8 protein-coding genes are annotated in these 12,146 nt (G+C 69.3%); 3 read left to right on the top strand and 5 right to left on the bottom strand.

Translation table 11 applies throughout. The annotated features are described in order from the left end of the window. Positions 1-113: 113 nt before the first annotated feature. Entirely contained in the window at positions 114-1,040 is a 927-nt protein-coding gene (locus tag LDO26_RS01525) for a crotonase/enoyl-CoA hydratase family protein (RefSeq protein WP_232129303.1), read from the top strand. Between the two features lie 21 nt (positions 1,041-1,061). Here LDO26_RS01525 and LDO26_RS01520 read toward each other — a convergent pair whose 3' ends face one another. The 5 genes from LDO26_RS01520 to LDO26_RS01500 all read right to left on the bottom strand — a co-directional run bounded on the left by LDO26_RS01520 (position 1,062) and on the right by LDO26_RS01500 (position 8,742). Continuing rightward, positions 1,062-3,197 carry an ATP-binding protein gene (locus LDO26_RS01520; protein ID WP_232129302.1) on the bottom strand — a complete coding sequence of 712 codons (2,136 nt, stop codon included), beginning with the start codon at positions 3,195-3,197 and terminating at the stop codon, positions 1,062-1,064. Positions 3,198-3,207: 10 nt separating this feature from the next. Next, positions 3,208-4,263, bottom strand: coding sequence for a response regulator (locus LDO26_RS01515; RefSeq protein ID WP_232129301.1), 1,056 nt, complete (start codon positions 4,261-4,263; stop codon positions 3,208-3,210). Between the two features lie 169 nt (positions 4,264-4,432). Further along, a complete protein-coding gene (gene lysS / locus LDO26_RS01510; protein ID WP_232129300.1) occupies positions 4,433-5,953 on the bottom strand; it encodes a lysine--tRNA ligase in 1,521 nt (506 codons plus the stop codon). A gap of 172 nt (positions 5,954-6,125) precedes the next feature. Next, positions 6,126-7,254, bottom strand: a protein-coding gene (gene prfB / locus LDO26_RS01505; protein WP_232129299.1) for a peptide chain release factor 2 whose coding sequence is annotated in 2 segments (ribosomal slippage) — positions 6,126-7,178 and positions 7,180-7,254 — 1,128 coding nt in all. Because the reading frame shifts where the segments join, the coding sequence is not laid out codon by codon here. Positions 7,255-7,410: 156 nt separating this feature from the next. Continuing rightward, a complete protein-coding gene (locus LDO26_RS01500) occupies positions 7,411-8,742 on the bottom strand; it encodes a hypothetical protein (protein WP_232129298.1) in 1,332 nt (443 codons plus the stop codon). Positions 8,743-8,930: 188 nt separating this feature from the next. Between LDO26_RS01500 and LDO26_RS01495 the strand changes: the two genes are divergently transcribed. Both LDO26_RS01495 and LDO26_RS01490 read left to right on the top strand, forming a co-directional pair. Then, complete coding sequence (locus tag LDO26_RS01495; RefSeq protein WP_232129297.1) at positions 8,931-10,616, top strand: alpha-keto acid decarboxylase family protein; 1,686 nt, start codon at positions 8,931-8,933, stop codon at positions 10,614-10,616. Between the two features lie 56 nt (positions 10,617-10,672). Beyond that, on the top strand, positions 10,673-12,019 hold the full coding sequence (locus LDO26_RS01490) for an MFS transporter (RefSeq protein ID WP_232129296.1): 1,347 nt from the start codon (positions 10,673-10,675) through the stop codon (positions 12,017-12,019). Positions 12,020-12,146: the final 127 nt, after the last annotated feature.

Below are 12,146 nucleotides of genomic sequence, written 5' to 3'. Positions count from 1 at the left end.
CCTTGCCCTTTTCGCCGTTTGAGCGCATAGAAGCGTGCATCGGGCGAATTATGAACATGTAGGGCTTTCGCCGGACGCCCGGCTGGCGAAAGCCCTCTCAAGGGGGATTTCCAATGACCAACGTCGAGCTGCTGCACCGCGATTGCGCCACCGCACTGTCCACCATCCGCATCGAGCACGACCCTTCCAACGACGCGCACTGGTGCTTCATGCACGCCCAGCAGGCGTTCGCGGATCCGACCTACCGCGCGTGCTTCTCGCCCGGCCTGCTGCGCGAGCTGCGCCTGTTCGCCCGGCAGGCGATCGAGCGGATCTCCGACAGGTCGCAGGAGGCGGAAACGCAGCTGTCGCACATCGTGCTGGGCTCGGACGCCCATGTCTTCAACCTCGGCGGCGACCTGCAGCTGTTCGCCGGCCTGATCCGCAACCGCGACCGCGACGGCCTGCTGCGCTATGCGACCGAATGCGTCGACAACATCCACCTGCTGCACACCCGCCTGCACCCCAACGCGCACACCGTGGCCCTGGTCGAGGGCGACGCGCTCGGTGGCGGGTTCGAGCTCGCGCTGGCCTGCCAGACCATCGTCGCCGAGCGCGGCGTGCAGATGGGCTTCCCGGAGGTGCTGTTCGGCCTGTTCCCGGGCATGGGCGCCTACTCGCTGCTGGTGCAGAAGACCACGCCGAAGGTCGCCGAGGAGATGATGCTCAACGGCAGGATGTACAGCAGCGACGAACTGCACCAGATGGGGATCGTCGACGTGCTGGTCGACAAGGGCGAAGGCACCCGCGCCGTCCACGAGGTGATCCGCCAGAACCGCCGCATCGCTGCGGCGCGCCTGGCCCTGCACCAGGTCCGCGACGGCGCGTATCCGGTGACCCACGACGAGCTGATGCGCATCACCCGCATCTGGGTCGATACCGCGCTGCAGCTCGGCGACAGGCAGCTGCGGGTGATGGAACGGCTGGTGCGTGCGCAGCTGCGCCGTCCCGGCACCGCCGCGGGCGATCAGGCCATCGGCGAAGCCGCCAGCGCCGGCTGAATCCCGGCGACAAGGCCCGGATCAGCCGTTGTCCGATCCGGGCTGCGCCTGCAGGTCGCCGCGCTCGCGCAGCGCGGCCAGGGCCTGCTCCAGTTGCAGGCGCAATGCCTGCAACAGCGCCGGCCATTCGTTGACCAGCCGGTCGGACGGCATGCGCATGCCTTCCGAGGCGATGTCGGCGAGGCGGATCGCCCCCATGTTGCCGGCCGCGCCCTTGAGCGCATGGCAGGCGTCGCGCACCGCGTCCCACTTCGCCGCCTGCGCGCCCGACTCGAGGTCCATCAGGCACTTGCGCGCATCGCGCGCGCATTCGACCAGGAACCGTTGCACGAATTCGTCGCCCAGGCCCATCTCCCGCAGCTCGTCGAGGATCTGCTGCGAGATCAGCCCGCCCGGGCGCGGCGCCTGCCGTTGCGGGGCCGCGACGGACTTGTCGGCCGGCCCCAGCGCAATCTCCGCCAGTTTCTCCAGCAACCGGTCGATGGCCACCGGCTTGGTCAGGAACGCGAACGCCCCGGCCTTCTCCACCGCCTCCCGCGCCTCGGCGGTGGCATCGGCGGTCAGCACGATGAACGGGGTGCGGCGGGCGCCGGCCTCCATGAAGCGCACCTGCTTGAGCACGTCGAGCCCGTTCGCGCCGGGCATGTGCAGGTCGATGATCACCGCGTCGTAGCGGTGCGCCTCCAGCGCGGCGAGCACGTCCTCGCCGTCGTCGACCACCTGCGGTCGATGCCCGGCCTTCTCCAGCAGCCGGCGCAGCACCATGCGGTTGGCGACCTGGTCGTCGGCCACCAGGATGCGCATCGGCGCGACCCGGGCGCGGTGGCGTACGAAGGGATCGGCGAAGGCGATGATGTTGTCCGCGGTCGCGGCGCCGGCGGCGTCGCCGTCCGCGCCCGCGACGATGCCCAGCGGAACCTCGATCCAGAAATGCGAGCCGACGCCGACCTGGCTCTCGACCTGGATCCGTCCGCCCATCAGCTCGGTCAGGCCCTTGGCGATCGTCGTGCCCAGGCCGGTCCCGCCGTAACGGCGGCCGAGGCCGGTCTCGACCTGTTCGAACGCGTCGAAGATGCCCTGCATCGCCTCGGCCGGGATGCCAATGCCGGTGTCGCGCACCGAGAAACGCACCTGGGCGACGTCCGCGGTCGCCGAGCACAGCGAAATGGCGAGGCGCACCTCGCCCTGGTCGGTGAACTTGATCGCGTTCGACAGCAGGTTCACCAGCACCTGGCGCAACTGGTTGCTGTCGCCGTGCAGCAGCGCCGGCACCGCCGGGTCGACCTCGACCTCGAACGCCAGCCGCTTGGCCTGCGCGCTGGGCAGCAGCATCACCTGCACGCTGCGCACCAGCTCCGGCAACGAGAAATCGTTGTCGCTGCGGCGGAACTTGCCGGCCTCGATCTTGAAGATGTCCAGGACGTCGTCGACCAGCAGCTGCAGTGCCTTGGCCGAGGTCTGGATGACGTGCGCGCTGTCGCGCTGTTCGGTGGTCAGCTGGGTGGTGACCAGCAGCTCGGACATGCCGATGATGCCGTTGAGCGGCGTGCGCAGTTCGTGGCTCATGTTGGCCAGGAACCGGCTCTTCGCCTGGCTCGCCGCCTTGGCGGCCTCGGTCGCATCGGTCAGCGCGCGCAGCAGCGAGCTCAGGTACAGCGGCACCGCGACCAGGCCGATCAGCAGCCCCCAGGCCAGCGACAGGTTCTGCTGCCAGTACGGGGTCAGCGCCATCGCCGCGCCGAAGGTCACGACCGCGAACGCGATCGCCATGTACAGATAGCGCGGCCCGAAGCGCAGGCCGTTGCCGACGGTGACCCACATCACCACCACGTACAGCCACGCCAGCAGGTCGCCGAGCAGGAACATGCCCACGCCCATCAGGCTGTAGTCGGCCACCATGCCGAGGATCCGGCGCGGGTGCGAGACGCCGGGGCGCCACAGGATCCAGCCGATGATCGCGAACGCCACCGCGAACTCGACCATCAGGTAACGCTCGGACATCAGCAGTTGCGTCGCGACCTCGTCCCTGCCGGCCACGACCACCTGCAGGTAGGCGTAGATCACGCACAGCATCAGCAGGCGTACGATCGCCTGCCCGTGTTCGCTGTCGGGGCGGTGCGACAGCCTGTCCCTGGCCCCGCGCAGCACGGCGATCATCCCCGCCTGCTCACTGCACCGTCTGCCCGGCGGGACCGCCGTGCAACGCGCAGATCTCGCGCAGCCGCTGCGGATCGCCCAGCATCGCCTCGACGCAGCGCGGGTCGAAGTGGCGGCCGCTGTTCTCGGCGATGTAGGCCAGCGCCTCCTCGATCGACCAGGCGCGTTTGTACGGGCGCCGCGAGATCAGCGCGTCGAACACGTCGGCGATGGCGACGATGCGCGCCTCCAGCGGGATCTCCTCGCCGGCCAGGCCGTCGGGATAGCCGGAACCGTCGTAGCGCTCCTGATGGCGCAGGGCGATCAGCGCGCTGAGCTGGATGAAGCGGTTCTGGCTGTTGCTCAGCAGTTCGTAGCCGATCCGCGGATGCTCGCGCATGGTCTCGGTCTCCTCCGCCGTCAGCGGGCCGGGCTTGGTCAGGATCGCATCGGAGATCGCGATCTTGCCGATGTCGTGCAGCGGCGCGGCCAGCTCGATCATCCGCACCTCCTCCTCGCCCAGGCCCATCGCCTCGGCGACCATGCCGGCCACCGCGGCGACGCGCTCGAGGTTGGCGCTGGTGCTGGCGTCGCGATAGGCGATGGCGCGCGCCAGACGGAACAGGGTCTCGCGCTCGCGCTCCTCGATCTCGTGCATGCTGGCCAGCAGGCGCTGTTCCAGCGACAGGGCGCGCTGCTTGACCGACTCCGACTGCTGCCGCAGCTGCAGCAGGTTGCGGCAGCGGGCGCGCAGTTCGCGCGGCCGCACCGGCTTGACCAGGAAGTCGATGACGCCGGCGTCGAGCGCGGCCTGGCGGATCGGCTCGTCGCCGACCACGGTGACCAGCACGATCGGCACGTCGCGGTGCAGCAGCGGCCGGCGGAAGCGGCGCGCGAACTCCAGGCCGTCGACCACCGGCATGCGGTAGTCGAGCAGCAGCAGGTCCGGCCGGTTGTCGTCGCACCAGCGCAATGCGATCTCGGGATCGCCGAAATCGAACACGTCGAGTTCGGGACTGATGTCCTCGAGGATATGCCGCAGCATGGTCCGTGCGGACGTCTGGTCATCGACGATGACGATGTTCATTGCAGCCCCTCCTCCCGTTGCCGGACGCTGTCCGGGCAGCGTCGTCTGCCGATCTTAACGTGAAGCAATCCCCGCGCCAGCCAGCCGGCCGGGGCGGATGGCCGGCGCCGACCGGAAAGCCCGGAGGTCTGGATGCGGCGGGAATGGCGGTGAAGGGCGAAAACCGCCCTCAGGCGTCATGCTGCGGCCGCATGTACGGGAACAGCAGCACGTCGCGGATCGACGACGAGCCGGTCAGCAGCATCACCAGCCGGTCGATGCCCACGCCGAGCCCGCCGGTCGGCGGCAGGCCGACCTCGAGCGCGCGGATATAGTCGGCGTCGTAGTGCATGGCCTCGTCGTCGCCGCCCTCGCGCGCCTCGACCTGGGCCCGGAAGCGCGCCGCCTGGTCCTCGGGATCGTTGAGCTCGGAGAAGCCGTTGGCGATCTCCTTGCCGCCGATGAACAGCTCGAAGCGGTCGGTGATGCCCGGCTCGCCGTCGGATTCGCGCGCCAGCGGCGAGACCTCAACCGGATAATGGGTGATGAAGGTCGGCTGGATCAGCCCGCTCTCGACGGTCTTCTCGAAGATCTCCAGCAGCAGCTTGCCCCAGCCGTAGCCGGGCTTGACCGGGATCTTCAGCCGCGCGCAATGCGCGGCCAGCGCCTCGCGGTCGCGGCAGTCGGCGACGGAGATCTCCGGGTTCAGCTCCCGCACCGCCTCCTCCAGCTTCCAGCGCCGGAACGCCGGGCCGACGTCGATCGCGTTGCCGTCCCATTCCAGTGCCGTGGTACCGACCGCCTGCACCGCGACGTCGCGGATCAGCTGTTCGGTCAGGTCCATGATCTCGCCGTAGGCGACGTAGGCCTCGTAGAGCTCGAGCATGGTGAATTCGGGGTTGTGCCGGGTCGACACGCCCTCGTTGCGGAAGTTGCGGTTGATCTCGTAGACCCGCTCGAAGCCGCCGACCACCAGGCGCTTGAGGTACAGCTCCGGCGCCACGCGCAGGTACAGGTCCAGGTCCAGCGCGTTGTGGTGGGTGGTGAACGGCCGTGCCGCGGCGCCGCCGGCGATGTAGTGCATCATCGGCGTCTCGACCTCGAGGAAACCGCGCGCGTCGAGCCACTGGCGGATCGCGGCGATGATCCGCGAGCGCTTGACGAAGACCTCGCGCGCCTCGGGCGAGACGATCAGGTCGACGTAGCGCTGGCGGTAGCGCTGCTCCACGTCCGCGAGTCCATGCCACTTGTCCGGCAGCGGCCGCAGCGACTTGGTCAGCAGCCGCAGACCGTCGACCTTGACCGACAGCTCGCGGGTGCGGGTGCGCATCAGCGTGCCTTCGGCGCCGACGATGTCGCCGACGTCCCAGCCCTTGAACGCGTCGTAGCGCTCGCCGAGCGCCGTCGACTGCAGGAACAGCTGGATCCGGCCACTGACGTCCTGGATCTGCGCGAACGCGGCCTTGCCCATGACCCGCTTGGCGACCAGCCGGCCGGCGACGGCGACCCGCGTACCCTCAGCCTCCAGCGCCTCGCCGGTCCAGCGCTCCGCATCCGCATAGGTGGCCTGCAGCGCACCGGCCTCGTCCCGGCGGCGGAAGTCGTTGGGGAACGCGATGCCCTGCCCGCGCAGCGCGCCCAGTTTGCCGCGGCGCTCGGCGATCAGGGCATTGTCGTCGGCGGATGGCGGGGTGACGGGCTGCTGGGTCATGGGAGTCTCTAAAAATCAGGTATTGGCCGCGGGTCTACGCGGATGACGCGGATAGGAGCGGAAGACCGGGGCTACGCGACCCCGTCATTTCCGCGCGCGATGACATTACCGGTTGCGCACCTGGCTTTGCCTTGAATCCGCGTGTCTCCGCGCAAATCCGTGGCAAAAACACTCAGCTGGCATCGACACGTTTGGCTCCGGCCTCCAGGCCGGACTTGAGCGCCGCCTCGACGAACTCGTCCAGGTCGCCGTCGAGCACCTTCTGGGTGTCGCTGCGCTCCACGCCGGTGCGCAGGTCCTTGATCCGGCTCTGGTCGAGCACGTAGTTGCGGATCTGGCTGCCCCAGCCGATGTCGGACTTGGTCGCTTCCAGCGCGTCCTTTTCGGCGTTGCGCTTCTGCAGTTCCAGCTCGTAGAGCTTGGCGGCCAGCATCTTCATCGCGGTGTCGCGGTTCTGGTGCTGGCTGCGGCCGGTCTGGCAGGCGACCACGGTGTTGGTCGGGATGTGGGTGATGCGCACCGCCGACTCGGTCTTGTTGACGTGCTGGCCACCGGCGCCGGACGAGCGGTAGACGTCGGTGCGCAGGTCGGCCGGATTGATGTCGATCTCGATGTTGTCGTCGACTTCCGGCGACACGAACACCGAGGTGAAGCTGGTGTGCCGGCGGTTGTCGGAGTCGAACGGCGACTTGCGCACCAGCCGGTGCACGCCGATCTCGGTCTTGAGCCAGCCATAGGCGAACTCGCCCTCGACCCGCACCGTCGCCGACTTGATGCCCGCGACGTCGCCGCCGCTGACTTCCATCAGTTCGGTCTTCCAGCCACGCGATTCGGCCCAGCGCAGGTACATGCGCAGCAGCATCTCGGCCCAGTCCTGGGCCTCGGTGCCGCCGGCGCCGGCCTGGATGTCGACGAATGCCGCCGCTGAGTCCATCTCGCCGGAGAACATGCGCTGGAACTCGAGCTTGTCGACGTCGCGCGCGAACCGCTCGACGTCGGCCACGACCGCGTTCGCGGTCTCCTCGTCGTCCTCGGCCTCGGCCAGTTCCAGCAGTTCGCTGGCGCCGGCCAGTCCTTCGTTCAGATCGCGGATGCCGTTGACGGTCTTGTCGAGCGTCGAGCGTTCGCGGCCGAGGGCCTGGGCGCGCTCGGCATCGTTCCAGATGTTCGGGTCCTCGAGCTCGCGCTCGACTTCCTCCAGACGCTCGCGACGGGCGTCGTAGTCAAAGATACCCCCTCAGCGCATCCAGCCGACCCTTGAGGTCGACGATGCGCTGGCGCACGGGATTGAGTTCGATCATGGGATGAAGCCCCCGGAAAACCGGAGATTCTAGCAATTCCGCATCGTGCACGCCCGCACAGGGGCGGCGAGATGCCGGGTGTCGCAACGAGCCCCGACGGCCGTGGCCACGGCCGTCGGGACTGCCGGTGCGACGCCACGGCCGCCTGCGCGCTGCTCAGCGACGCGCGATGCCGATCCGGTAGCCGCCGTCACCGTCGCCGCCCAGGGCGCCGGCCTCGATGACGTAGTCGCCGGCTTCCAGGTGTTGCGCGATGCGTGCATTCAGCCCACCGCCGCCGTCGTCGTCGCTCGCCACCTCGCGGCCGTCGCGCGACAGGCGCAGGTGGCTGTCGAAATCATCGGAGGTCATGTCGATGACGTAGTCGCCGGCGCGGCGGATGCTGACCGTGTAACGGTCGCTCGCACCCGGCAGCAGCGTGGCGCTGGTCGGCGCGCGGTCGACCGTCAACGCACCGCCACCGGTGCCTTCGGGAATCCCGCTGGTGGCCAGCGACAGGGTGAACATCCCTGCCGCGTCCGACAGCGCGTTGGCCTCGATGCTGTACTCGCCGGCATCCAGCGGCGCCACGATGCGGGCATCGAGACCCTCGCCACCGTCGTCGTCGCTGCGCTCCACGCCGTTTCCGGTCAGCTTCAGCACCGAGTCGAACTCGCTGCTGCGCATGTCGATGGTGACCAGCCGGCGCTGCGGCAGGGTGAAGCGATAGACCGCGGGCGTGCCCTGCAGGAAACCGGTGGACTCGCTGTCGAGTGCGATCGTGCCGCCGCCGGCCAGCGCACCGGCGGGAATGTCGCGCTCGACCACCGACAGCCGGTAGAGGCCGTTGATGCGATCGCTGTAACCGTCGGCGGTCAGGGTGTAGCGGCCGGGCTTGAGCACCACGTTGAGCCGCGCGTTGCTGCCCTCGCCACCGTCGTCGTTGCTGGTGGAAACGCCGTTGCCTTCGATCCTGAGCACGGCGTCGAAGTCGTCGGACTGCATGTCGATGGTGTACAGCGCCTCGCTGTCGACCTGCAGCGGCAGCTGCCGGGGGCGGTCGGTCCAGTCGCTGATGCTGGCGCCTTTGCGCAGCACGCTGCCGTCGTAGGGTTCGACCGTCGTCGACTTCAGCGTATAGGGGCCGAAGGCGTCCGCGTCCGCACCGCTGACCGCCAGCAGGTACGGACCGTTGCCGCTGGCGCGCACCACCAGCGAGGCACCGTTGTCGCTGCCCTCGCGCGAGTTCGAGACCAGCCTGTCGGCGTCGAACAGCGACAGCCGCGCGCGCAGCGACCCCGACACGTCGAACGACACGACCTGGCCGTTGCGCAGGTCGAGACGGTAGAGCTTACTGCGCGACCCGTCGGAATAATTGACCGCGTCGGCCGTGGTGATCTCGCCGCGGACCTGGCTGTCTACCGCCAGCGACGCGGGAGGCGCGGCCAGCGTGGGAGCGGAAACCGCGCCCGCCAGCAATGCGGCGGCAAGGATCGAGATGGACTTCAAGGGGATTCTCCTGATGGACCTGCGGGCCGCAGGCTGCGCCCGTTCAGTTTCACGGCGCAGATGATAGCCATTCACGCGGCCATTGCGTCGGTGAACGCCGGATGGCCGCGGCGCCGGGGCCATTGATCTCGATCAATGCCCGGTCCCGGCACCGGGCGCATGGTCGAACACCCGCATGGAGCAATCCCATGACCACCGTTGGCAGCTACCTCGCCACGCGCTTTTCCCAGATCGGCCTCCAGCATCATTTCGCCGTCGCCGGCGACTACAACCTGGTCCTGCTCGACGAGCTGCTCAAGCAGCCCGGCCTGGAGCAGGTCTACTGTTCCAACGAACTCAACTGCGGCTTCAGCGCCGAAGGCTACGCCCGCGCCAACGGCGCCGCGGCGGCCGTGGTGACCTTCAGCGTCGGTGCGCTGTCGGCGCTGAACGCGATCGGCGGGGCCTACGCCGAGAACCTGCCGGTGATCCTGGTCTCGGGCGCGCCCAACACCAACGACCGCGCCAGCCAGCACCTGCTGCACCACACCATCGGCACCCACGATTTCGGCTACCAGCTGGAGATCGCGAAGAAGCTGACCTGCGCCGCGGTCTCGATCACCTCGGCCGAAGACGCGCCGGCCCTGATCGACCACGCCATCGGCACCGCGCTGCGCGAGCGCAAGCCGGCCTACATCGAGATCGCCTGCAACCTGTCGGCCGCCGCGTGCGCCGAGCCGGGCCCGATCAGCGCGGTCACCGGCCCCGAGGCCAGCGACCCCGACACCCTGGCCGCCGCGGTCGACGCCGCCGCCGCGTTCCTGGCCGGCAAGCAGAAGCCGGTGATCCTGGTCGGCAGCAAGCTGCGCGCGGCGGGCGCGGAGCAGGAGACCGTCGCCCTGGCCGAGTCGCTGGGCTGCGCCGTCGCGGTGATGGCCGCGGCCAAGAGCTTCTTCCCCGAGGACCATCCGCAGTTCGCCGGCATCTACTGGGGCGAGGTCAGCGCGCCGGGGGCGCGCGAGATCGTCGACTGGTCCGACGGCGTGCTGTGCCTGGGCACGGTGTTCAACGACTACTCCACGGTCGGCTGGACCGCCCAGCCGTCGCCGGCCACGTCGATCGTCGCCGACCTGCAGCGGGTCACCCTGCCCGGCCATGACTTCAGCCGCGTACAGCTGCGCGAATTCGTCTCCGCGCTGGCAAGGAAGGTCGAACGGCGCGATGCGACGATGACCGAGCTGGCCCGCATCCGCAGCGAGCCGGTGCCCGAACCCGCTGCCGAGCCGGCGGCCAAGCTCACCCGCGCCGAGTTCGTCCGCCAGTTGCGTCCGCTGGTCACGCCCGACAGCACCGTGTTCGCCGAGACCGGCGACTCTTGGTTCAACGGGCTCAAGCTGCACCTGCCCGGCGGGGCCCGCTTCGAGGTCGAGATGCAGTGGGGCCATATCGGCTGGTCGGTGCCGTCGGTGTTCGGCTATGCGGTCGGCGCACCGGAGCGCAAGGTCATCGGCCTGATCGGCGACGGCTCGTTCCAGCTGACCGCGCAGGAAGTGGCGCAGATGATCCGCCGCAAGCTGCCGGTGCTGATCTTCCTGATGAACAACCACGGCTACACCATCGAGGTCGAGATCCACGACGGTCCCTACAACAACGTCAAGAACTGGGACTACGCGGGCCTGATCTCGGCGTTCAACGCCGACGACGGCAACGGCCTGGGCCTGCGCGCGACCAGCGGCGGCGAACTGGCCAAGGCCATCGAGACCGCACGGTCGCATACCGGCGGCCCGGTGCTGATCGAGGTGGTCATCGACCGCGACGACTGCACCTCCGACCTGATCTCCTGGGGCAAGCGCGTCGCCGCCGCCAACGCCCGCCCGCCGCAGCCGGTGCGCTGAGCGCACTGCGGGGCGTCGCCAAGGCACCGCCCCGCCTCCTCCCGGAGTACATCGCCATGTCCACAACGCAATCCCCCGGCCAGGCGGCAGGTGCGCCTGCGGCCGTTCCCGCCGCAACCGCCGCGCCGGTCACCGGCAACCCCACCTCGCTCAAGCCCGCCTACTTCACCGCCTGGCTGCTGTGCGCGATCTTCTACTTCTACCAGTACGCGGTGCGCTCGGCGCCCGGCGTGATGCAGGAGGAGCTGACCGCGGCCTGGGGCGGCAACCACATCGGCACAATGATCTCGGCCTACTACGTCGCCTACGCGCTGATGGCGCTGGTCGCCGGCGTGCTGCTGGACCGCTACGGCGCCCACCGCACCATTCCCTACGGCATCGCGGTGGTCGCGATCGGCTGCGTGATCTTCGCCCAGGGTGGCGAGGCGGCCGGCATGATCGGCTTCGTGCTGCAGGCGATCGGCGCGATCTTCGCCTTCATCGGCGCGTCCTACATCGCCGGACGCTACCTGCCCGAACGCATGCTGGCGATCTTCGTCGGCTTCACCCAGTGCCTGGGCATGGCCGGCGCCGCGTTCGGTTCCAAGCCGGTGCACATGGCCATCGATCCCGCCGGCAGTTTCCAGGTGCCGTGGCAGAGCGTGTGGATCGCGTTCGCGGTGCTCGGCGCGGTACTCGCCATCGGCACCTGGATCATCCTGCCGCGCGACAGCGGCGACAGCGCCGACCACCACGGCGCGCTGTCGCTGTCGTCGGTGGTCCGGCCGTTCCGCACCGTGTTCGGCAACCCGCAGAGCTGGCTGGCCGGCATCACCGGGGGCCTGCTGTTCGTGCCGACCACGATCGGCGCGCTGGTCTGGGCCACCGCGTTCCTGCACGAGGGCGAGAACGTACCGATGGCGGTGGCCGCGTCCGACGCGGCGATGGTGCCGATCGGCTGGGTGATCGGCTGTCCGCTGCTGGGCTGGATCTCCGACCGCCTGGGCCGGCGCAAGCCGGTGCTGGTCGGCGGTGCGCTGCTGCTGCTCGCCAGCGGCCTGGCGGCGATCTACCTGCCGCCCGGCACCTTCCCGAAGTTCTCGATCCCGCTGGTGATGGGCATCGCCTCGGGCGCGGCGATGATCCCGTTCGCGATGATCAAGGAGGCCAACCCGCCGCAGGTCAAGGGCACAGCGGCGGGCGTGATGAATTTCCTGGTATTCCTGACCACCGGCGTCATGTCGCCCTTCATCTCGCACCTGATGGTGCCGTCCGCGCCCGGCACGTCGCTGAGCCTGCACGAATTCCAGCAGGCGTTCCTGCCGCTGGTCGGGGGCGTGGTGGTCGCGATCGTGCTGGCGTTGTTCATGCACGAGACCGGCCATGGCCGCCGCCGCGCCGCGGCACCGGCGGCGGCGCACTGAGAATCGGGTCGGACGATGTTCCACGTCGCGGCGGCCGGTTGGCCGCCGCGGCGCATCCGGCGCCCGCTGCCAGGCGTCGAGCGAACGCCGGAGCCGCACGGTTACGCCGGCGCTCCCGCATGCGGTA

Source organism: Proluteimonas luteida, from assembly GCF_021191695.1.
Lineage (GTDB): Bacteria > Pseudomonadota > Gammaproteobacteria > Xanthomonadales > Xanthomonadaceae > Luteimonas > Luteimonas luteida.
This window is presented reverse-complemented; position numbering and strand designations above follow the sequence as displayed.